Annotated in this window: 23 protein-coding genes and 1 riboswitch; of the genes, 8 read left to right on the forward strand and 15 right to left on the reverse strand. The window is 44.4% G+C overall.

What is annotated here, in order from left to right:
- Positions 1-11: 11 nt before the first annotated feature.
- Positions 12-1,061 carry a phosphotransferase enzyme family protein gene (locus ABN764_RS06250; RefSeq protein WP_446671300.1) on the reverse strand — a complete coding sequence of 350 codons (1,050 nt, stop codon included), beginning with the start codon at positions 1,059-1,061 and terminating at the stop codon, positions 12-14.
- A gap of 225 nt (positions 1,062-1,286) precedes the next feature.
- On the opposite strand from ABN764_RS06250, the gene ABN764_RS06255 reads away from it, so the two are divergent.
- Entirely contained in the window at positions 1,287-1,604 is a 318-nt protein-coding gene (locus tag ABN764_RS06255; protein WP_446671301.1) for an ArsR/SmtB family transcription factor, read from the forward strand.
- Complete coding sequence (locus tag ABN764_RS06260; protein ID WP_446671302.1) at positions 1,604-2,317, forward strand: SRPBCC family protein; 714 nt, start codon at positions 1,604-1,606, stop codon at positions 2,315-2,317. The genes ABN764_RS06255 and ABN764_RS06260 overlap by 1 nt, the downstream gene beginning before the upstream one ends.
- An 84-nt stretch (positions 2,318-2,401) precedes the next feature.
- Here the strand turns inward: ABN764_RS06260 and ABN764_RS06265 are convergent, their stop codons facing one another.
- The 3 genes from ABN764_RS06265 to ABN764_RS06275 form a co-directional block, all read right to left on the reverse strand.
- Positions 2,402-2,563: an aminotransferase class I/II-fold pyridoxal phosphate-dependent enzyme gene (locus ABN764_RS06265; protein ID WP_446671303.1), complete on the reverse strand. Its 162-nt coding sequence runs from the start codon at positions 2,561-2,563 to the stop codon at positions 2,402-2,404.
- A 132-nt stretch (positions 2,564-2,695) separates the two neighbouring features.
- Positions 2,696-3,397: a Type 1 glutamine amidotransferase-like domain-containing protein gene (locus ABN764_RS06270; protein WP_174810293.1), complete on the reverse strand. Its 702-nt coding sequence runs from the start codon at positions 3,395-3,397 to the stop codon at positions 2,696-2,698.
- Between the two features lie 70 nt (positions 3,398-3,467).
- A complete protein-coding gene (locus ABN764_RS06275) occupies positions 3,468-4,064 on the reverse strand; it encodes a TetR/AcrR family transcriptional regulator (protein ID WP_446671304.1) in 597 nt (198 codons plus the stop codon).
- A 235-nt stretch (positions 4,065-4,299) separates the two neighbouring features.
- Here ABN764_RS06275 and ABN764_RS06280 point away from each other — a divergent pair, with 235 nt between their 5' ends.
- Positions 4,300-5,556 carry an MFS transporter gene (locus ABN764_RS06280; RefSeq protein ID WP_446671305.1) on the forward strand — a complete coding sequence of 419 codons (1,257 nt, stop codon included), beginning with the start codon at positions 4,300-4,302 and terminating at the stop codon, positions 5,554-5,556.
- Positions 5,557-5,782: 226 nt separating this feature from the next.
- Here the strand turns inward: ABN764_RS06280 and ABN764_RS06285 are convergent, their stop codons facing one another.
- The gene (locus ABN764_RS06285) at positions 5,783-6,271 is read right to left on the reverse strand and encodes a tetratricopeptide repeat protein (protein ID WP_072731721.1); all 489 of its coding nucleotides are present in this window, start codon (positions 6,269-6,271) and stop codon (positions 5,783-5,785) included.
- A gap of 220 nt (positions 6,272-6,491) precedes the next feature.
- Between ABN764_RS06285 and ABN764_RS06290 the strand changes: the two genes are divergently transcribed.
- The 4 genes from ABN764_RS06290 (at position 6,492) to ABN764_RS06305 (ending at position 9,112) form a co-directional block, all read left to right on the forward strand.
- Positions 6,492-6,926: a DUF3995 domain-containing protein gene (locus ABN764_RS06290; protein WP_138185670.1), complete on the forward strand. Its 435-nt coding sequence runs from the start codon at positions 6,492-6,494 to the stop codon at positions 6,924-6,926.
- A gap of 229 nt (positions 6,927-7,155) precedes the next feature.
- Complete coding sequence (locus ABN764_RS06295; protein WP_072731723.1) at positions 7,156-7,527, forward strand: GntR family transcriptional regulator; 372 nt, start codon at positions 7,156-7,158, stop codon at positions 7,525-7,527.
- Positions 7,524-8,420, forward strand: coding sequence for an ABC transporter ATP-binding protein (locus tag ABN764_RS06300; protein ID WP_072731724.1), 897 nt, complete (start codon positions 7,524-7,526; stop codon positions 8,418-8,420). The genes ABN764_RS06295 and ABN764_RS06300 overlap by 4 nt, the downstream gene beginning before the upstream one ends.
- On the forward strand, positions 8,417-9,112 hold the full coding sequence (locus ABN764_RS06305) for a hypothetical protein (RefSeq protein ID WP_446671306.1): 696 nt from the start codon (positions 8,417-8,419) through the stop codon (positions 9,110-9,112). The genes ABN764_RS06300 and ABN764_RS06305 overlap by 4 nt, the downstream gene beginning before the upstream one ends.
- 106 nt (positions 9,113-9,218) lie before the next feature.
- Here ABN764_RS06305 and ABN764_RS06310 read toward each other — a convergent pair whose 3' ends face one another.
- From ABN764_RS06310 to ABN764_RS06330, 5 genes are all read right to left on the reverse strand, one after another.
- Positions 9,219-11,297 carry a serine hydrolase domain-containing protein gene (locus ABN764_RS06310; RefSeq protein ID WP_446671307.1) on the reverse strand — a complete coding sequence of 693 codons (2,079 nt, stop codon included), beginning with the start codon at positions 11,295-11,297 and terminating at the stop codon, positions 9,219-9,221.
- Between the two features lie 96 nt (positions 11,298-11,393).
- Positions 11,394-11,987, reverse strand: coding sequence for a hypothetical protein (locus ABN764_RS06315; protein ID WP_446671308.1), 594 nt, complete (start codon positions 11,985-11,987; stop codon positions 11,394-11,396).
- Positions 11,988-11,989: 2 nt separating this feature from the next.
- A complete protein-coding gene (locus ABN764_RS06320; RefSeq protein WP_446671309.1) occupies positions 11,990-12,748 on the reverse strand; it encodes a MerR family transcriptional regulator in 759 nt (252 codons plus the stop codon).
- A 142-nt stretch (positions 12,749-12,890) separates the two neighbouring features.
- Positions 12,891-13,337, reverse strand: a complete 447-nt coding sequence (locus ABN764_RS06325) for a DUF8837 domain-containing protein (protein WP_021260220.1) — start codon at positions 13,335-13,337, stop codon at positions 12,891-12,893.
- Positions 13,338-13,342: 5 nt separating this feature from the next.
- Positions 13,343-13,930 carry a hypothetical protein gene (locus ABN764_RS06330; protein WP_174808259.1) on the reverse strand — a complete coding sequence of 196 codons (588 nt, stop codon included), beginning with the start codon at positions 13,928-13,930 and terminating at the stop codon, positions 13,343-13,345.
- A 282-nt stretch (positions 13,931-14,212) separates the two neighbouring features.
- Here ABN764_RS06330 and ABN764_RS06335 point away from each other — a divergent pair, with 282 nt between their 5' ends.
- Positions 14,213-14,737: a ClbS/DfsB family four-helix bundle protein gene (locus ABN764_RS06335; protein WP_446671310.1), complete on the forward strand. Its 525-nt coding sequence runs from the start codon at positions 14,213-14,215 to the stop codon at positions 14,735-14,737.
- Positions 14,738-14,919: 182 nt separating this feature from the next.
- On the opposite strand, the gene ABN764_RS06340 is transcribed toward ABN764_RS06335, so the two are convergent.
- The 5 genes from ABN764_RS06340 to ABN764_RS06360 form a co-directional block, all read right to left on the reverse strand.
- Positions 14,920-15,837, reverse strand: coding sequence for an alpha/beta hydrolase (locus ABN764_RS06340; protein ID WP_174808261.1), 918 nt, complete (start codon positions 15,835-15,837; stop codon positions 14,920-14,922).
- A gap of 94 nt (positions 15,838-15,931) precedes the next feature.
- Positions 15,932-17,047, reverse strand: a complete 1,116-nt coding sequence (locus ABN764_RS06345; protein ID WP_446671311.1) for a DUF4179 domain-containing protein — start codon at positions 17,045-17,047, stop codon at positions 15,932-15,934.
- On the reverse strand, positions 17,044-17,577 hold the full coding sequence (locus tag ABN764_RS06350) for a sigma-70 family RNA polymerase sigma factor (protein ID WP_021253554.1): 534 nt from the start codon (positions 17,575-17,577) through the stop codon (positions 17,044-17,046). Before ABN764_RS06350 ends, ABN764_RS06345 begins: the two co-directional genes overlap by 4 nt.
- 161 nt (positions 17,578-17,738) lie before the next feature.
- The gene (locus ABN764_RS06355; RefSeq protein ID WP_446671312.1) at positions 17,739-19,079 is read right to left on the reverse strand and encodes an alanine/glycine:cation symporter family protein; all 1,341 of its coding nucleotides are present in this window, start codon (positions 19,077-19,079) and stop codon (positions 17,739-17,741) included.
- 148 nt (positions 19,080-19,227) lie between these two features.
- A riboswitch (glycine riboswitch) is annotated at positions 19,228-19,334 on the reverse strand.
- A gap of 195 nt (positions 19,335-19,529) precedes the next feature.
- On the reverse strand, positions 19,530-20,987 hold the full coding sequence (locus ABN764_RS06360) for a pyridoxal phosphate-dependent decarboxylase family protein (RefSeq protein ID WP_446671313.1): 1,458 nt from the start codon (positions 20,985-20,987) through the stop codon (positions 19,530-19,532).
- Positions 20,988-21,061: the final 74 nt, after the last annotated feature.

Consider the following 21,061-nt stretch of genomic DNA (forward strand, 5'->3'; position numbering starts at 1 on the left):
CTCGCCTCCTGCTATCTTTCCAAGAATTCCAATATATCGTCGCGAGTCAGCTCGTAATGCATCCAGCGCAGCCGCTCGTTGACTTCTTGCCATAACCCCTCTTCTGCAATACGAAGCGTCGTGTCCACTTTATCCATACGGAATGGCCGAATGATGTTATACAGCATATTAACGGCACCCCGTTCCGTATCTGTTAACGAGTATTGCTGGGTATAACCGCTGTAAAATTGCTTAAAGCGCTGCTCCATATACGCGCATTTTTCTCGATGCAACCACTCTTTCCGGTAACATTCAAAGCTAAGAAAAATGCCTTCCTGCATCAGATACGTCACGAATTTGTCATTGCCAGCTAAATTATAATCAATTATTCCTGCAAATCCCTTCTCTTCATCTACTAAAATATTATTTGTCGAGAAATCACCTTGCACACCGCCTGCAGGCAAAGATGGATATATCGCCTCTAATTGCTTGCGCTTGCGATTGTAGATCTCCCATATTTCTTCTACCAATTGAACATCTGCTGGCGAATGCCTCAGCTGCTCATACCAAGACAGTGCATCACTGTAGTTTTCCTCGTCTGAATCTAGCAGAACATACGGGCTGCTCCATGCATATTCGATCCTCTCTCGCTTGGCAGCGGAATGCATGCTCCCTATGCAGGCTCCCAGTTGATACAGAAATTCAGAGCCCAAATCCTCTAAGTCGATCTCCAAATCATCTATTGTCTTAGCAGTCATGAATTCTTCTGCCCAGTAATGGAACTGTTTATTGTCGATTGTCATGACAGACCCATAAGCGCCATTCTTCGAACAATAAAATTGTGGAGTTGCAATGCCATTCCGGCGGTACACAGAGGCTAAATGGGCCCACCCTTCGATCTTGCTGCTGTCCGTATACGAATTGCTATAGCACTTTAAAACGATGTTTTCTCCACTCGTCATGCTGACGATCGCGACATACCTGTGTTCATCTTCCCAACTATTATCAATCAATCGATAGGAATCAATTGTATCATCCATATACTCCTGCAACATGTTCTCCACATGCATTTTCGTAATCATAATCTGGCCACCCTCGCAAGAAATATTTCCTAATTATTTTCTAACGACATAGAATCCTATAAATCTGCCTATCTGCCTTGAAAATATCAAATTATTAAACAACTCTTTCACATGTACAGTCACACACAAGTGATATATTACCAAATTAAATGTAAATTTTGTTAACAATTTTGTTGACAATGGCCTTTTCATTGAATAACATATAACCATATGGTTATGTGTGAGGTGAATATTACGGATATCTATCGTGTTCTAAGTGACCCGACACGCAGAACGATTCTTCATATGCTTGCCCAAGGAGATCGAACGCAATCGGATTTCGTTCAGTTTTTCGACATCTCTCAACCCGCCGTTAAAAAACACTTGCAAATTTTATTAGAAGAAGGAGTGATCAGCGAGCAGAAGCAAGGGAAATATCGAATTTACCGTTTGGATCAAGCCTTGCTGCAATCTGCCTATCAATCCCTTTTGCAAGATATGGGTTACATATTAGGAGATCGCTTAACTCGACTCAAAACATTTTTGGAAGGTGAGGAAAACTAATGAATAGCTTACAATCCGTGAAGAGAGATATGCTGATCGAAGCAGCCCTTGAGAAGGTATGGAGCGCATTAACAGAAGCAGAACAATTAACTCGGTGGTATGCCAAGGAAGCAAGTGTTGATTTCCGTTTTGGCGGTCGAATGGAACTGGATCATGGATGGGGAGCGAGCACTTCAGGCGTCATTACTGAAATTGAACAAGGCAAGCATTTCATTCTGCAAGGCGAGGATATGTCGTTGACCATTACCACACTTACCCAAGAGGCTGCTGGCGTTCGAGTTTCAATCGAGTACCGCCTTGAACTTCCTTTTGGAGATGCCGGACAAGCGATTGCCGACAATATGGCGTATGGAACCCTTCTCTTCCTTCACAACTTGAAGAACGTATACGAGATCGGTCAGGATTCACGAGAAAAAATGTGGAGAACATGGATCGGCATTCAGCATATGACTGTTCATTCGCAAGACGGGCAGCCGGCTGGCTCCAAGGTATTGTCGGTTAAGGATTCTTCACCAGCCGCTGATGCTGGACTCCAACCTGATGACATTATAGTGAACATCAACAATACGACCATTTCCAGTTACTCAGACTTGGAAGCAGCCATCTGTGAACTGGCGATTGATGAGCAAGTTAGCCTAACCGTATGGCGCAACGGAGATATCATTAGCACTACTTGCAGCATTGGCAGCTATCCTGTTCCATATTGCGTATAAGCATCATTCCAAATAGAATTGAAAAAGAGCAGATCGTTTATTTATCTAACGATCTGCTCTTCTATTTGCATGATGCATGGAATTTTACGAGGTTGAACCAATCATCTGCTTCAAGATAACTTCATAGGCTTCAACAAATCGCTCCATCTCTTCTTCTGTTCCGATTGACACTCTTAGGAAATGTTCCGTTCGAGGCATCATAAAATGGCGTACGAGTATCCCTTGCGTTCTCAATTGCGCCTGCATGTTTTTCGCTGAGATATCTCTCTATATTTCTCTATTTCTTTCTCTTCTTTTTATAGTTCTTACTTTTTTAGGTCTCTCTAGATTCTATGTGCTACTCTTTGTTTCTCTTTGTTTTCCTATGTCATTCGTCACCTATGATTCACCTAAGAACACGGGAACTAGCTCGTTTTCTGTTATGACTCCGTTTCTAGATTCTACGCTGTAGGCTCTTGCATGTGGTCTGGAGCTGATCACTCGATGTATATTCCGATCCAAATAGTGAATACCTACACCATCATCAACAGCTATGCCATGTCCAACCTTGCCTTCCTGCATTAACCGATGATAGCTGGGTCTCCGCTCTTGTTCCCCATCATAATGCGGACAATTGCTTCCCGACAAAAAACCTAAGCAAGTTAATCCGGTCAGCTCCCCGGGTATCGAATCTGTTACTCCTTCTTCGAACCAGCAGATGGAGCCAGCGCTTAACCCAGCCAAAATAATGCCTTGCTCCCATGCTTTCTTCAGAATGGCATCCAATCCCCATTCCTTCCACAACACTAGCATATTGCGTGTATTGCCGCCGCCAACATACATGATGTCTTTGCTCAGCACATAGTCTTCCAAATCCGTCGTCGGAGGGTTGAATAATGACAGATGGGAAGGGTCACATGTATGTTCTCCAAATGCCTTATAAAACCGCTGTATATACCCATCCGCATCTCCGCTTGCTGTTGGCACAAAGCATACTTTCGGATTTTCCGAACTAGCTTGCTGCAAGATATACAGATCCAGAAGGGGATTCTCCGGCTCCATCGAGAATCCTCCGCCTCCCATTGCAATAATTTGCTTCATCATCGTCCCCTCCTGAGATTACTTGTTCATCATCTTTTACAGATTTCATTGATTTACATGATCGATTCAGCTACTTTGATTTCATCCGCAAACCGTCTAATACAACTCCCAAGCTGTGCAACGCAACGGCCAGCTCCTTCTCCGCATCCTGAGCATTAGCTAACCAGAAGGCTGCGTTCATAAGCCCGCCGTTCAACATCCGTGCTAATGCATGACTATCCGTAACCGCAATGATTCCTTCATCCATAAATTGCTGAAGCATTGTTGCCATTGTCGCTAAGCATTGAGACTGAGAAGGATGAGTAAATCCATTCCCAAGCACGGAAGGCGCGTCTCTAAGTACGATGCGCTGAATTTCCGGCTCAATTGCCATTTCAATATACGCACGGCATCGACCAACAAAGCCTTCCCATGACGTTGATGCCGCATTCGAAATATCGTGAAGGCGACTATCCATCTCTTGATCAATTTCATCAACAACTGCCGCAAGCAGACCCTTCTTATCGCCAAAATGATGGTACAGCGCACCTCGCGTCAATCCTACGGAAGCAGTTAACTCATCCATCGACGTATTGGCATAGCCGATTGTTCCGAACGCTTCTCTTGCCGCTTCAAGCAGCTTTCCCTTTGTCTCCTCGATCATTTCTTTTCTTGCTTTTCGAACCATGTTCCCTCCTGCACCGTTATGCTGATTGCACGATGCTAGCTCAGTTTTATATTTCGTTCTATTCTACAATAAAATTTGAAATTAACAAGATTTATAACATACAGGAGCGAATCATTTCATACCGCATTTTTCCTCGATTGTTATTGACATACGACCCGTATGTTAATATTATATTTGCATACGCTTCGTATGTAAATGAAAACCACCCTATTTCAGCAAGGAGGATCATTGTAATATGTTACGTGCTTATCGAGAATTATTTGCTGTCCCAGGTTCTCTTATTTTTTCTGCCGCTGGATTTATCGCTAGAATGCCGATCTCTATGACAGGAATCGGCTTGGTTACCATGATTGCTCAAATGCGCGGAGAATACGGTCTCGCTGGAGCCATCGCTGCCACTTTTGCCTTCGCTTCGGCGCTGCTTGCCCCGCAAATATCCCGATTGGTTGATCGGTTAGGGCAATCACGAGTTCTTCGTCCCGCAGCAGCGTTAAGCATTATCTCCATATCGGCTCTGCTGCTATGTGCACGATTAGGCGCGCCCGATTGGACGCTCTTTCTGTTCGCAATCATGGCTGGCTGCATGCCCAGCATGCCCGCAATGGTGCGTGCACGTTGGACGGAGCTGTATCGGGGATCGCCAAAACTGCATACTGCTTATTCCTTTGAATCCGTCGTCGATGAAATTTGCTTCATTATCGGCCCTGTCATTTCCGTTGGATTATGCGTGTCCGTTTTCCCAGAAGCTGGCCCTCTCGCCGCATGCTTATTTATGGCATTTGGCATTGTACTATTTACGATGCACAAGAGCAGCGAACCGGTAGTACAGCCGCAGCATAACACGAGTCAGGGATCTGTGTTCAAAATCGGTGCATTGCGCTTGCTTGCTCTTACGCTTGCTGCAATCGGCACGATATTTGGAACCGTGGATGTTGTAAGTGTTGCCTTTGCCGAACAGCAGGGGAACACCATCGCAGCCAGTTACGTCCTGTCTGTCTACGCAATCGGATCATGCTTGGCAGGTCTTATCTTCGGCACAATTACAATCAACATGCCGTTGTATCGTCAATTTGCAATTGCGGTTAGTCTTGCATTGGTAACCTTGCTTCCTCTATTCTTGGTCAACAATCTAACTACATTGGCGATTACTGTCTTCTTTGCGGGTATGTCCGTCGCACCTACGATGATTATCACGATGGGATTGGTGGAGAAGATCGTTCCTTCACATCAGTTAACCGAAGGAATGACATGGGCAACAACAGGACTTGGTATCGGGGTTGCGCTTGGCTCTGCGATTGCTGGATGGATGGTGGATCATTTTGGTGTACATATGGGGTTCACGGTGGCAATTGCAGCTGGTGTGCTTGCGCTTGGCATTATGATGGGCGGTTATAAAACCCTTCGCTCAGCATACAACTTTGCAGTAGCAAGTTCTGATCCAAGTTCAGATCATTCAATGAATGTGCCGAGCAACAAAACATATGATTGCTGATAAGAGGAATTGAAGAAAGGATACGATCAGAGTAAACGTAGAAAGCGAAATCTGTACTCGAAAAAAGTCCACAAACGTATTTCCCGAAGAGACATGACAGAATCATGTTCCTTCGGGTATCTGCACAACATACCACAAGTCTGCTTCTTCGTGAACGTTTTAAAGCATGACTAACTCCTGCTTCTTCAGCTATTCCATTCTGGACATAAATGAAAACTCATTTTGTCTACTCGTCCCATATTTGATCCAATTTATCTGCATAGAAACGAATTGCTTTCTCGAAACTAGCGATTCCTGCATCATTCGTCGTATCTACTAGCTCTGTCAGCAGTAATTTCATCGCTTCTGCATGCTCACCAACATTGTACAGTGCCATTGCATAGAACACCTTAAGCTCTCTGTGATTCGGGAATTCACTCACACCCTGTGCCAATATCTCCTTCGCATCTTCGTATTGACCCAGTGTCCGATAGGTGCTTCCTAGGCCTAATAAAGCTCCAGGTCGATGAGATTCACCTAATTGATTGCGAAGAGCTGCTACATAATAGGGCACCGCCTGCTTCTCTAATCCTAAGTTATCGTGTGCGCATGCCATTTGATACAGCAGCTCGGCATTATTCGGGTCCTTCTCCAGCAATTGTGCAAAGATTGTTATTGCCTGCCCGGCTTGCCCTTGAGCCCTCAATTGAACTGCTTCTTCATATGTGCTTTCCATTTCTACCGTTCTTCTCCTTTATTGACCAATTGATAAATGGATCTATAATGAAATTAGCAATCATTTCTTCATCTACCAGAAATAATTGCAACCATCTTATCACGTAAGAACTTTTATTATCAATCTAAAATGCTCTTACTGTCCTCTTTGTCAATCAGCATTGCCTTTCAGCAAATATCATCGCTCAAACCTACATTCAGTAATAAAGGAGGAATCGTTGATGGTATCAGTAATCAGTCTTGTTGCGGCCTGTATCCTATATCTCATCAGCCTACTCCATGTATATTGGGCATGCCGTGGTACATGGGGCACAACAGCTGTAATTCCCGAAAAAAATGGCAAGCGCACATTCTCTCCACGACCGGGAATGACCCTGCTCATTGCTGTTCTTCTTGCCCTTGCAGCCGTCATTTTACTTATGCGTGCATCCTACATATCATTTCATTTCAATGCTGTTCTCCTGCAAGCTGGCGCATGGATATGCGCTGTCGTATTCGCCTTGCGAGTCATAGGCGACTTCAATTATGTCGGGTTGTTCAAGCGAATCAGCAAAACGAAATTTGCAAAAATGGATACCTGGCTGTATGTGCCTCTATGTACTTTCTTATCGTTTGCATTTCTACTATCTATTTTCTTTGGTGGAACGCAGCAATAAAACCATGATTCCTTCTACATACAACACACTGCGAATAAAAGACTCGCTTCCCCTTCCGGGAGCGAGTCTTTGTATTTCCTTCAGCGTTGCAACAACCCTTATGCCCATTTAACAAACTGGATTGCAGCATCGAACCACATTAGAAAATTGGGTAATTGTGGGTTGACAGATAACACCATCAGTTATATAGTTAGTTACATGAGTAATTAACCAGTTTGGTGGTGTAGATATGACAGTTATGATGGACGACAGCCGCCCCATTTTTGTGCAAATTGCCGAACGTATTGAGGATGACATCATCGAAGGTCGATTGCCTGAAGAATCACAAGTCCCTTCAACGAATCAATTTGCTTCCTTTTTTCAAATCAATCCCGCTACTGCGGCCAAGGGTGTCAATTTGCTGGTTGATGAGAACATTTTGTACAAAAAGCGTGGGATAGGCATGTTTGTATCGACAGGAGCGAGAGCAAAACTCATGGAAAAGCGGAAAGAACTTTTTTACGAACAGTATGTGGTCTCCATGATTCGTGAAGCAGAGAAGCTTGGCATTTCCAGGGAACAATTAACAGACTTGATTCAGAGAGGAGATCGAACGAAATGAGAACCATTGCTGAAGTGAAGGGATTAACCAAGTCATACGGTGATGTTACTGTCGTACACGATGTTAGCTTTACACTAGAAGCTGACAAAATTTATGGCCTGCTTGGGCGCAATGGCGCAGGAAAAACAACCATTATGCATATGCTGACTGCACAATCGTTTCCAAGCGGCGGTGAACTGTATGTGTTCGGGGAGTCGCCTTATGAGAATAATCGCGTTCTGAGCAAGATTTGCTTCATTAAAGAAAGCCAGAAGTATCCAGACAGCTTTCGAGTCATTGATGTGATTGATCTCTGCCCTTCCATCTTCCCGAATTGGGATAAAGAATTTGCATCTAAGCTGCTGAATGATTTTAATCTTCCCTTGAAGAGACGAGTCAAGAAGCTGTCACGCGGCATGCTGTCTTCCGTTGGCATTGTTATTGGATTGGCAAGTCGAGCTCCGCTGACCATTTTCGATGAACCCTATCTTGGACTTGATGCAGTGGCTCGCAACTTGTTCTACGACCGGTTGATTGAAGATTATGCGGAACATCCGCGAACGATCGTGCTGTCCACACATTTAATCGATGAAGTCAGTCAATTTTTAGAGCATGTGATCGTTATCGATGGGGGTAAGATCATTTTGAATGAGGAAAGTGATGCTTTGCGAGGCCGTGCCTACTCCGTCGTTGGTCAGAGGGAACTAGTTGAGTCATTCATCTCTGGAAATACAATCATCGATCGGCAGCTGTTAGGTGGACTGCTATCTGCAACCGTGCTTGGCAAGCTGACTCCTCATATCCGAGAACAAGCAGAATCGTTAGGCCTTGATCTCTCAACAGTATCCCTGCAGCAGCTTATTGTTCACCTCACAAAAAGAAAATCTGATCGCAAGGCGGTGGATTCGCGATGAATCGAGTAACAACCGTTATGAAAATGTACAGCAAGGATCACATACTTTGGTTTCTCGCACCGTGGTGTTTTGTTCTGCTCCCTAGTTTTCTGATTAATGTGTTAGTCGGCTATTTGCTCCAACCGGAACAAGGTTACTTCAGCGGTGGATTGGTCTCTATTTTTATCTATCTATTGGTTCTCGGCATCGTAGCCGTTACTCAAACCTTTCCCTTCGCATTTGGAATTAGCATCCGCAGAACAGACTACTATTTTGGAACCAATTTGATGCTACTGCTTTCCAGCGTAACAGTTGCCACGATTGTAATGCTAATGTCCATTAGCGAAAGCAGCATTACACAGAGCTTAGGCGTAAATTTCCATTTCTTTAGTCTACCGTATCTTACAGACGGAAATTTATTTGAACAATGGTGGACTTATTTGGGCACAGCTATACATCTTTGCTCCTTAGGGTTCGTCATTGCCATGTTCTTCCGTCGTTATGGCCGCATGGGAATGTTCATCTTGTTCCCAGTCATGCTTGTCATTTTCTCCATCTTCAGTTATCTCTGCACGTACTACAACTGGTGGGGCAGCATATTCACATGGATCGGCAGCCATTCAGCTGCGCAACTTGCTTCTTGCTTATTCGCCTTGGCGGTTTTCTATTCGTTACTTTCCTTCATCATGATCCGAAGAACAACAATTGCTTAGCATATCAACAAATAAAGCCGCCGGATATATATCCAGCGGCTTTTCAGCTAAATCATTACCTAGTTACTCATGATTTCATATTAAGAAATGATTGCTCTGCTTCTGCTTATTTAATCGAGACTTCGAACTTAGCTCCCGCTCCACCAGCAAATACAATGGTACCACCGCTTGGCAATTCAATTCCTTGTTTCCCTGTTGATGATAAGGAGAAATGAACGACATGCCCCTGCTCATTGTACACTGCAAATGAAGATTGCTTAGGCATTGTCGTAACGGTCAGCTTCTTCCCAGCAACAGCTTTAGGAAGCTTAAACCATTTTGCATAACCATCCTCTTGAATCGTTACTGTAGATTTCGAACCTTGATACAATGGCTTAATTGTATCCTCTGATACCATAATATACCCTGAACTATCTAAGTACTCCACTCCATCCTTTGTGAAGAACTGATATTCCATTGTATCTCTTCCGCCCATAGCTGGGATTTGCACCTGATTACTTGCCGAATCCGGGCCTGTAATGGTCTTATCGTCCACGTAACCAGGCAAATCGGCGTGTTTATTGATTTTACCCCCATCCATAAGCAAATAAGTGAGGGAACTATATTTTTCATTCACTGGAAAATACTTTTTGCCTATGCGCTTCGTCCATGCGGATTCAACTTCTTTGGAGATATCATTTTTCTCAAGCTTCTCGCCAGTATACTGGGTCAGAGCTATTTGAGAAAGTCCTGGTACATCTAGGTACATACTTTGCCATAAATAAGTACGTCCATTGTCTTTCGCATCGAACCGTATCTTCGTCGTTCCTTCTTCATTCATAAATGTGCCGTCTGCTGTATATACATACTTCGCTGCGGGCATATCAGGCGCTTGATTATAAGTGATAGACAGTTCGCCATTCTTGGCAATGGCCACTTTCATGACAACATTGGTTGACGCATAATAACCTGCATACTTGGCAACATCAGCAGGCATTGCCGCTTTCTTCGGCTTGCCGAATGACTTAGCAGGTTGTAACTCCTTAATCGTACCTTTCTCTTTCAATGCCTGCAACACCATCTCGTTCGCCAACATCGCATTCGTCGAGCTGGATCCACCTGAAGACAAGACGGCCGCTGCCATATTGTGCTCTGGAAGTACAACGAGCGAAGCATGATACATGATCGTATCGCCGCCCTTATTCTCAGCTTGGATACCGTATCTATTGAATGGATAGAGCTTTACACTGTCCCATCCAAGTCCATAGTTCACAACCGTGTCGACTTCTCCTTCTGGCCAGAATCCGCGCTTATATTCCTCTTGACGCATTGCTTTAACAGATGTAGACGACAATACTTTGTCATTCTCCCCTGTAAAGATTTGCGCGAAACGAACAAGATCCTCAGCCGTCGAGTATATTCCCCCGGCACCGATGACATTGCCGTTTTCCGTAGGGAGCTGCCCTTCAAATGCAGGGTGATACGTGCCTGCAAACTTTGTTTTATCTGCATTGTCCAACGGTGTTTTCGTATGAGACATAGCTGCTGGTTCAGTAATATATTGATGAAGGAATTTAGTAAAGCCCATTCCACTCACCCGTTCTACCAGAATCTCAGCTAATGTAAATCCATCATTGCAATAAACAGAGAATGCACCTGGATCAGCCTTCAGCGTCTGCTTCTTCAATTGCTCCAGCATCGTATCATGGTTGATCGTGTCATTGTCCCCAAGCAAGAAGCTATTTCCTAACGTTGATCCCCGGAGCCCCGAAGAGTGATTCAACAGCATCCGCGGTGTAATCTTCTTGTACCGCTCATCCTTCATTGTGAATTCAGGGATGTATTGCACAACAGGAGTATCTAGATCTACCTTTCCTTCTTCAACCAGTTTCATAACGGCTACCGTGGTAAATACCTTGCTGGTTGATCCGATTCCATACATCGTGTTTTTCGACAGTGGTACTTTTCCTTGAGCATCATTCTTACCGGCTTGCCCAGATACTACGATGTTACCATGATCAATGAGTGCATATTGAACACTTGTCGTACCGAAAGTGTCCGTCAACAGTGAAGCTTTTTCAGTAGCAACTTTTTTAGTAGCGGAGTAATTCAAGCCCCCATTTGAAGCTGCGGCCATTGCGCTCGTCGGAACAAGCATTGCAACAACCATACTTATTGCCAATACCAAAGACAAGCTTTTCTTCATTCTTATGCCTCCCCAATTATGTACTTATAGGATAGTACGTTTGAACGCTAAGAAAGTTCAGTTTATTTCCAGTAACATCTGATTTATCTCGACGAATCACCCCCCATTAGCATGTTGGATCCCTTGATTTAGCTTCAGCAGCAAAGCTTCCGGGTTATCACACCTGAATACCACGGAACGTTTCGGGATCGTCCTCCCGAACAACCCTTTTGTCTCGATTGGTTCTTTTAGAACAATTTCGTATTGTGGGGAATCACAGATAATGACAGAATAATGCATATCTTTCGGAATTTTCTCCCCCATGCTGATTTCTTTGGCCTTCTGTATGACGGCAACATTATTCAGGGGCACTTCAATCCTGTTTTGATAACCACAACGAATAATGATTCGATTGTCCACAACTAGGTGTGGCAAGTATTTCGCAGATTTATATAGTGCCATCAGATAGAACAGTCCATAGATATTAATAGCTGAAAGGATCCATGCAGCAAGTTCACTCCACATTTGTACGAGAAAATGAAACAATACACCTTCGATTATAAGTAAAATGGATAAAAAGATGGCCATAGTTTTGAACTGAGAATGTTGATGATAGGAGAATGCCTCTCCCCGCTCCTCACCTGGTTTCTTCATCCAAATCATAATCGAATAATAGATCAGATGACGTACATCTGATACGATGCTTGACATCTTCAGCTCCTCCTTAACTGATTTTCCTCAAATCGATTTACGGCCTCTTTGATGTAATCCTCTACTTCCTTGGAGAATATGGACACGTAAAGCTGCGAATGATCATCGAGATCTAACTCCGCTATTTTCTCCTTATAATGTGGTGCAATGTGTTCATTCATAGTCGTAATCATGTGCTCGATGGTACGCTGAACCACTACTTCGGATGGCGATACTCCTAATTTGCAATAATGCTGCAATTGATTCACAATAGCGAGCATTTCCCTCTCAAATTTTAGTCGTTCCTGTGGGGAAAGATGCTTTAGAAGCGCATGTTCGATAACTGATTGTGGCAATCGGTCTGATAGCCACTCTTCTTGTTCCTTTTCACGATGGATCGAGTGGATGATCGCTAGTAACAGGTCACTGTCTAAATCTTCATCTTGCATGATCTGCTCCACCCGCGTAATCGTATTGATTACATAATCAAGCTCTTCTCTTTTTTTCGCGAGCATAGCTTTCTGCTTTTGCAGTGTATCGCGAATTTGAGGTGAATCTTGGTTCGTAAGGTAATCCGCGATTTCCTGTAAAGAAAACCCCAAATATTTGAGAGTAATAATTTTCTGCATGGTTGAAATGTCATCCTTACTATACAGACGATGTCCATGTTCATTGTAACTAGAAGGAGCCATCAACCCTTTCCGATCATAAAAATGAAGCGTGCGTTCTGTAACACCAGTTAGTGTTGCAAAAGCTTTAACGGTATACATGTGTTCATTCAATAGGACATCTCCTCTCGTCATATTACCTTCAATGTACACTATGACGTAACGTCATAGGCAAGGCTTGAAAACAGAAAGAAACAGCATCTCACCTTAGATATGGAGAAATGCTGATTCCAGTAGTACCCTATTCCAATAGTTATTAAGATATTACCGTATAACTGAGCTTCTTTTTGCCAAAGTTAATAGCCGCTTGATGATTAGCAGTGCTATATTTCCCGAAATAGACATCAATCCAACGATATGAGAGTTTAGCTGTATTCTTGAGATCCCCTGTATCTTCCACAACAAACGTGTTTATCACGTAACCGCCTGGAATCGATATGCTCTCATTATTATTTAATACAATCATTGTACCAAACGGAAAAACAGGCTTGTTCCAGTTTCCCGCCCCCCAGATTGTCGGATGCACAGCAACACCACCGATGTAGGCAGCTTTTCCACCAGCAAACACCGGCTTATTGTCTCCTGCTGCCCCTGTATAAGCAGTAAAATCTTCATTCATATACGTGATGTCCGCCTTCGCTGTAGATACTCCGGTAAATAGAAGTGCTGTTGACATGATTATGGCTGCAAACCACTTTCTCATCTTGATCACTCCCCTTGTCCAGACAATATCCTCCCCGTTACAGCATCGAACTCGATCTGCTGCAGTTGATCTTGATCATCTCGGCCAATTACTGTTATCGTAGTCAATCCTTCTCCTGCCTGAAGAATAAAGTGATAGCCGTTAGCCCATCCATCTCCAGGCAGCAAATGTCTTGACCGTATGCTTTTGAGCACTGCCACAGAACTGTCAATCTTGACCTTGTCAGTAGATACCATCCATTCGGAATTGTAATTACCTATTCCAGGTATGACCTTATCCACCTTTCCATCCCGAATCGCAATAACAGCGCGCTTGTTCGCAGGGGCACCCACTTGTAAATTCCATCGACTCCTTGTACCTTCTTGTCCACTTGTCTTCCCTAACCCGTCATCCACGCTTGTCACATAGAGTAGGACAGCATCGGGATTCCACTTTTTTGCCGCTACCATTCCAACATGCAGTGCATCGATAAGCGATAATTGACTGTGAGAATTAGTACGTTCAACATGCGAATCATCCATGACAAAATGGTATATTAGTAATGAACATGCTAATACGATGACTGCACTTAGCGTGGCAAACATCTTATTCATCCCTAGCAAGCACCTTCCTGTAATGTACTATGATATAGATCAAAATCCTTTTATTGCCATTATTGCTATCACTACTCTATCAGACCTTTCAAAACAAGCTCAATAGACAGACATGGATCTTGGAACAATCCCATTAGAGCCTATGAATATCCCCGATTGCAAAAGGAACTTTCCAACTCTGCAGTGAAACAAAAATTTCCAAAGTTCAATTATTGTTGACATCCAGTTGTCAGGTTACCAATGTCATACTATGTACAGGAATTGCTTAGGAGGGATAACGCGATGACAGCATATCATTACAACAATAAGGCTGCCTTAATTGATGCAATCCAATATACCTATAGGCGGTTTGATGAAGAATTCAACGATATCGAGGACGGTGCAAGGGATGTGCGGATCACTGGGGTAGATCGAACTCCAGCCGAGATCATCGCCTATCAATTAGGCTGGTTGCATCTCGTTATGGGGTGGGACAAGCAGGAACAGGAAGGCGAAATCGTACATATGCCTTCTCCAGAGTATAAGTGGAATCAACTCGGTGCATTATATCAATCTTTCTACGAGCATTATTCATCTTACTCGTTAACTGAATTGAGGAATCAACTTAAGGATGCCGTACAGTTGTGGGTGAATTGGATTGATAGCTATAACGATGAGGCGTTGTTCATACAAGGGGTTCGCAATTGGACAGGGGACAAGCAGAATTGGCCGATGGCTCGATGGATACATATTAATTCGGTTGCTCCATTTACATCATTCCGTACGAAAATCAGAAAATGGAAGAAAGGTTTTCTGAGTATGTCTTAACTCTATTATCCTAGTTGTACAGCGACAGATCAGTACGCTCGTAACCGGATATGAACCGTCTGCCGCTGATTCAACTAGGAATTTATCTATTCACCTTTTTATCTCTTCTTTTATATCTATATCTATCTGTAATCTATTTCAACTCTTCTAAATCTAGTTCAAGCAAATGATTGTATCTATTGTTACCTCGTCATAATAGAGGCAACGTCCTGAATGGCCGTCCGTGCAGCGCCGCTTATGCCCGCGAGTTGGAAAAATCCGTGATTGACACCGAAGTACTTCCTGCACTCTGCACCAACTCCTGCATCAAGCAGCCGTCGATACAACATTTCTCCCTCGTCTGCAAGAGGATCGAATTCGGCAAGAAGAATATGTGTGTATGGCAATCCTTCCAAGTCGCTGCGCTGAATAGGACTTGCCTCTGGATGTTCGGATGGAATGTCTCCGAAATAAGCTTCAAAACCGCTGAGCAGTGCATCGCGAGTGATCACGTAATCATCTCCGTACCGTTGATAACTCTCGCTTGAACCACTTGCGTCCAACATCGGATATATCAAGATTTGTCTTGTTGGCATCCATTCCTTCTGTGCCTTGAGCCGCAAGGACGTTACTAACGCAATATGTCCGCCCGCACTATCACCTGCCAGTGTAATATCATTCGGATTTCCTCCCCAAGATACGGCATGCTCACGCACAATTTGTGCGGTCTTATAGGCATCATCATGAGCAGCTGGATAGGCATGTTCTGGTGCCAAGCGGTAATCAACCGCTACCACAATCGAGTTCCCCTTGTTAGCTAATGCTCTTAACTGGCGGTCATGCGTTGTGAAATCCCCGCTTATAAAGCATCCGCCATGATAATAGATCATAACAGGAAGATTAGACGCATACGACGGTCGGTAAATGCGTAAAGGGATGGAATCGATCGTATGATCAGTGATTTCCCATATAGGCTCCGATTCTCCTGCCAACACAACCGATTGAACATAACCTTGACGGCGCTCCTGATAGCTCTGCTGTCTCGCAGAAGGACGTCCTGCTTCAATAAATTCCTTAACGATGCTTCGAATGCCTGGTTCCAAATCATTCAAGCGCTCCATGATGTGAACTCTCCTCCGATTGAAATACATGATGTAATGGCATAATTCCACCAATATTCATGTTACACGTGAATGATCGAGGAATGCAATCCTTTCATCGAACGGGCAGCTTGAACTCCAGTTGTGGGATATAATTCTTATCCGGGCCTTTTCTAACAAACGGCTTAATGACGATTAAGCTAGGCTTCACCTTGAACGGCTCGTAAGAGGTTGAGAACACCATTCCTTTTCCTTCTCCTGAACCATTCCCAGCAATTGCATTCTGTTCATTTCCCTGCTCATCCTCGATATCGAACTCCAGATTGAGGAACCCATCAACTTTATAGCTATCCGGTATTGCATCCAGCATATTACGATAATCTTCTTCTCCGCTTGCCCCGTGGACACCGACGAGCAAGCGGGTTGTGATGGGGGTAATTTCGACTCGATCGATCGACATATTTATCGAATCATGTGATTTGGTCTCTGATGTCTTTAGGATAATCGTTCGCTCCGTATCCTTCTTGATCGGGAAGAGGAACTCGTAATTCTCATCCACATCAGCCAAATACACGACCATCTTCATTTCGAACGAGTCTGGAAGCTCGAGATCAGCAGAATCTAAAGCGGTAACGATTATCGATTGCGGAGCATGCTCCCCACCCGGCTGCAGCCCCATCCCGGTATTTATCTGCTTGTCTCCCATATAAAAATCGATATTATTGGCTCGCTTGCTAAGCATGCGCTGCTTGTTCCATAACTGAAAAAAAGAATCCTTCACCGCTTTCGTATCTTCTCTGCTGAGCACTAGAGATAGCCTGCTGCCATCATACATCATCTCAGAAATCGTGAGCGTCACTCCCTTATGGGTTACGCGCTGATTGACTGAGGTGACCATCCCCTTCTCTCCAGCAGTTTGCAAGCCAAGATCCCCCACCAGTTTGAATACGCTATTCATGAACGGAATCTGCTTTAACGTCTGTGCGATCGCTGGAGAGGCAAGACCTGAGAAGATCATGACTATCCCGAGGCTCGCTACACCCGCTGTTGAAATCAACACTCTGCGCAGCCAGCGGTTCTTCCGACTTCTTCTCTTCCGTCCAGGAAGCATCTCGTCGATGATCTGGTATGTCCGATCCATTCGGTTGCGAACGGATTCTGGCAGCTCGCTAATATATGGTTCCCTAAGCTGTTCCAGTCGCTGATCGATAGGCAGTTGTATGTCTTTCATCCGTTCATCTTCCTTTCTTCAGTATCATCCAGCCATTCTGCGAGCGTGTGACGTGCCCGATGCAGCCGTGTCTTCACCGCACCCACGGACATATCCATCATCTCGGCGATCTGATGCATAGGCAAATCCTGAAAATAAAACAAAATAACAATATTGCGAGATACTTCCTCAAGCCGATAGATCGCCTGACGCAAATCAAGATGATCACTGTATTCTGCCGTGGCTACACCAACTTCTGGGAGTTCAGCCAGCATGATGATGCGAGCCTGCTTCCGCAATATCATATTGCATTCATTGATCAATATCCGAAAGAGCCAAGTCTTAAAATAGGCATGATGATTTAGGTTGGTCAGTGCGCGATAAGCCTTGAGCACAGTCTCCTGCATCGCATCTGCACAATCCTCATCCCTTCTGACGATTGACCTGGCCATGTTGAACATTTGGGCTTCATGCTGCTTGATGAGTCGAATAAACGCTTCTTTGTTACCTTCCTTAGCCAATCTCACTTCTGTCTCTATATCGCTATGCAAGCCGTTTCTACTCCCTTCTTTACCCCATACACGCGAATCAAACTGTCAATTAGATGCACAAGATAGGCAAAAGGTTTCATTAAACGCAAAAAAACTGCCAAATGTTCACTTTCATGCATTTGGCAGTTTACTTAAGAACAGGAATCGCTTCCTGCTTCTATTTATTTTTCGGATTCCCTATGCTTCCAATATAGACGAGTCTCAGACACGACGACTCCAGACAAACCGAGCAGTGCAACTAAGTTCGGCAGCGCCATTAATCCATTTACAATATCAGCAAGCTTCCATATCATATCCAGCTTGATAAATGCCCCAAAGCCAATGATCGCAATGAACATAAGGCGGTACGGCAGAATCGATTTGACACCGAATAAATAAACCATGCACCGTTCGCCGTAATAGTTCCAGCCAAGAATCGTCGTGAATGCAAATAAAATCAAGCAAAACATAAGAATGAGGGAACCGTATGGCAGCGCAGCATCAAATGCTGCCTGTGTCATGGCCGCTCCTTCCATTGGGCCATTCCATACACCAGTTACAATCAATGTTAATCCTGTAAGCGAGCAGACGATGATCGTATCAATGAATGTTCCAGTCATTGATATGAGTCCTTGCTCAGCCGGCCATTTCACCTTCGCAGCCGCGGCCGCAATCGGTGCGCTTCCGAGACCTGATTCATTGGAGAATACACCTCTTGCAATTCCGTTGCGGATCGCCATCATAACCGTTGCTCCCAAGAAGCCGCCTCCTGCTGCTGTTACATTGAACGCGCCATGGAAAATCAACGACAGTGCGTGAGGTATCTGATCCGCAAATGCAATAAGCACCACAAAGCTTGCGATAAAATAGATAATAGCCATGACAGGGACGATTGTCGTCGTCACATGCGATATACTCTGAATCCCGCCAATTGTAACAAGTGCGGTCACGATAGTGACGATTGCCGCAGTGACTACTGCAGGCACTCCAAGGCTTGCTTCTGTAGATGTGACGATCGCATTAATTTGCGGAAATGTACCTATTCCAAGTAAGGCAACCAACACCCCGCTAATCGCGAAGAATACAGCAAGCGGCTTGAATTTCATGCCAAGCCCCTTCTCAATATAATACATTGGGCCACCTAGCACTTGTCCATTGTCATCAATGTTGCGATACTTGACAGCAAGCAATCCCTCCGCATATTTAGTAGCCATACCGAAGAATGCAGCAACCCACATCCAGAATAACGCACCGGGTCCACCCACCTTAATTGCAGTAGCAACCCCCACGATATTACCAGTTCCAATTGTCGCCGCCAGCGCAGTAGCTAATGCACCGAAGCTGGATACATCTCCTTCTCCCTCGTTCTTCGACTTGAATATTAACTTCAAGGCGAGCGGCAGGCGGAACAACTGTAGTCCACCCAAGCGGATCGTTAATAAGATTCCCGTTCCTACTAATAAGATAAGAAGCGGTGCTCCCCATACCATGCTGTTCAATTTGTCTAACCATTGTTCCATCATTGCCAAATCAGTTCCCCTCTTTGTGAATAATAAAAAGAGTCAAATCGAATGATTTGACCCTGGGGACATGTGTGCAGAATAAACAACCTGACGTAAGTGACATACCTAAATAAGATCATCATACCAATGACTTACGATTTTTCTACGCTTCTGCATCCCTGTCCTTTTACCTGAGAGTTTTAACGAATCCACGAGAATCAAATTCGTCTTGCCCCTTCGGTGCCCCAATCATGGAGTCTCTCCAGAGTCCTGTCCATTTACGGTCCTGCTTATACGTATTCGAGCTCAAGGTTCGATATGCCTAAGCGCCTGAGAGCTTACCCCTTCGGCTAGACGATTCGTCTATCTCCCGCAAACTTCATCCAGTTATAAAGTTGTAGGTAACATTATAGTAGACACACTATCATTGTGCAATGATCCATTGCATTGTAATTTATCCCATACCATCTATCACACATGTGCTTGGTGACTGTAATATAGGGATCTGGCCTCATTTAATAAATGAATGAGTTCACTCACATTCTGCACATTCGTATCGTAATTGGTAAAGCATGCACGCAGCGTTGGTACACCATGAATGGTAAATACGGATAGCCACACTTTCCCTGTGCTTAATACTTGTTGATGCACAAATTGAGCGAAGTCCTGGTCGTTTCGTGTCCATGCTTCTTGATCAAGAAAGCAAATGACAGGCAGCACGGTATCATTGGCAACTGTCCAGCCAGATCGCATTAATTCTTCTCGGAATAGCTTGCCCATTTCAACTTGATGTCGCAAGACAGCTCGATATCCTTCCCACCCCGCAGTAGCCAGGGATAAATACAGCTTCAATCCTATAAATCTCCGTGACCATTGAATAGAATGCGTATATGGATCAATCGTAGGCAGCTCCTCACCCTCCTTCGGCATATAATCTGCCGTTATACGGAAGGTTTCATGCAATATATGTGAATGACGTGTGAAGTACATGCCCGCCCCCATTGGAACGGACAGCCACTTATGAGCATCAAACGCGATTGAATCTGCTTGCTGGATACCATCTATATGGGAGGACAGCTCGGAATCCAATACGATTGCACCGCCATAAGCAGCATCCACATGAAGCCACATCTGTTCATGCTCCGCTATTGCTGCGATGTCCATTAAGGGATCAATTGCACCGGCTCCCGTCGTTCCCGCTGTAGCAATAATAAGAAATGGGGCAAAACCCTGCGCGCGGTCTATACGTATTTGTTCTGATAACGCATCTATATCCATTTGCAAGGAATCGTTCGTACGAATGGAGCGAATTGAATTCGTTCCAAGCCCACAGGATCGAGCCGCCTTCACCAATGAATGATGACTTTCTTCAGAAGCATACAGAATGGGTCGCTTCTCCAGAGCTGCTAATCCGTCTATTGCATACTTTGGAAAATGATAAGATAGGGCCGTTAAGACAGCCGTCAAATTAGCTTCCGCTCCCCCAGTCGTGAAGGTTCCATCAGCAACATCATGCGGGTAACCAAATTGAACGGCGAGCTCACGCAGTACGTAATTCTCAATCTCTACCGCGAGCGGCGCATGACTCCATGCAGCAAGCTGGGGGTTAAACGCTGCTGTTATCGTGTCTGCCATAATCCCCATAAAGTTCGGGCGGGGATTGTATAAGCCATAATATCCTGGGTGTGCTGTGTGCACTTGATATCGACGCAGTCCTTCTATAACATGCTGAACCGCAGTTTGAGGCTTGACAGGAGCAGCAAAGTCAATTTGCTCCGCATACTGCACGATTTCTGACGGGATTAATTCAGGGGCAACTACTACCTCGTCGGTGTATGATAGATACTGACTGATTTTCTCTAACGTATATGAGCCTAGCATATACTGTTCCTCAGTTGATAGATCCAAGATCGGATTCTGTCTAAGCATACAGATTCCAGCAACTCCCTTCCACTGTTCAATTCAAGAAAGATGTTCCAATTGAATAATAGCTTACCGACCAA

The organism is Paenibacillus wuxiensis (assembly GCF_040195695.1).
Taxonomy (GTDB): domain Bacteria; phylum Bacillota; class Bacilli; order Paenibacillales; family Paenibacillaceae; genus Paenibacillus_B; species Paenibacillus_B suaedae.

Bases quoted from the DNA above. Each gene is read 5' to 3' on its own strand.
- ABN764_RS06250 (WP_446671300.1), bottom strand. From the start codon at position 1,061: ATGATTACGAAAATGCATGTGGAGAACATGTTGCAGGAGTATATGGAT.
- ABN764_RS06260 (WP_446671302.1), top strand. From the start codon at position 1,604: ATGAATAGCTTACAATCCGTGAAGAGAGATATGCTGATCGAAGCAGCC.
- ABN764_RS06265 (WP_446671303.1), bottom strand. From the start codon at position 2,563: ATGCAGGCGCAATTGAGAACGCAAGGGATACTCGTACGCCATTTTATG.
- ABN764_RS06270 (WP_174810293.1), bottom strand. From the start codon at position 3,397: ATGAAGCAAATTATTGCAATGGGAGGCGGAGGATTCTCGATGGAGCCG.
- ABN764_RS06275 (WP_446671304.1), bottom strand. From the start codon at position 4,064: ATGGTTCGAAAAGCAAGAAAAGAAATGATCGAGGAGACAAAGGGAAAG.
- ABN764_RS06280 (WP_446671305.1), top strand. From the start codon at position 4,300: ATGTTACGTGCTTATCGAGAATTATTTGCTGTCCCAGGTTCTCTTATT.
- ABN764_RS06285 (WP_072731721.1), bottom strand. From the start codon at position 6,271: ATGGAAAGCACATATGAAGAAGCAGTTCAATTGAGGGCTCAAGGGCAA.
- ABN764_RS06290 (WP_138185670.1), top strand. From the start codon at position 6,492: ATGGTATCAGTAATCAGTCTTGTTGCGGCCTGTATCCTATATCTCATC.
- ABN764_RS06295 (WP_072731723.1), top strand. From the start codon at position 7,156: ATGACAGTTATGATGGACGACAGCCGCCCCATTTTTGTGCAAATTGCC.
- ABN764_RS06300 (WP_072731724.1), top strand. From the start codon at position 7,524: ATGAGAACCATTGCTGAAGTGAAGGGATTAACCAAGTCATACGGTGAT.
- ABN764_RS06305 (WP_446671306.1), top strand. From the start codon at position 8,417: ATGAATCGAGTAACAACCGTTATGAAAATGTACAGCAAGGATCACATA.
- ABN764_RS06310 (WP_446671307.1), bottom strand. From the start codon at position 11,297: ATGAAGAAAAGCTTGTCTTTGGTATTGGCAATAAGTATGGTTGTTGCA.
- ABN764_RS06315 (WP_446671308.1), bottom strand. From the start codon at position 11,987: ATGTCAAGCATCGTATCAGATGTACGTCATCTGATCTATTATTCGATT.
- ABN764_RS06325 (WP_021260220.1), bottom strand. From the start codon at position 13,337: ATGAGAAAGTGGTTTGCAGCCATAATCATGTCAACAGCACTTCTATTT.
- ABN764_RS06330 (WP_174808259.1), bottom strand. From the start codon at position 13,930: ATGAATAAGATGTTTGCCACGCTAAGTGCAGTCATCGTATTAGCATGT.
- ABN764_RS06335 (WP_446671310.1), top strand. From the start codon at position 14,213: ATGACAGCATATCATTACAACAATAAGGCTGCCTTAATTGATGCAATC.
- ABN764_RS06340 (WP_174808261.1), bottom strand. From the start codon at position 15,837: ATGGAGCGCTTGAATGATTTGGAACCAGGCATTCGAAGCATCGTTAAG.
- ABN764_RS06345 (WP_446671311.1), bottom strand. From the start codon at position 17,047: ATGAAAGACATACAACTGCCTATCGATCAGCGACTGGAACAGCTTAGG.
- ABN764_RS06355 (WP_446671312.1), bottom strand. From the start codon at position 19,079: ATGATGGAACAATGGTTAGACAAATTGAACAGCATGGTATGGGGAGCA.
- ABN764_RS06360 (WP_446671313.1), bottom strand. From the start codon at position 20,987: ATGCTTAGACAGAATCCGATCTTGGATCTATCAACTGAGGAACAGTAT.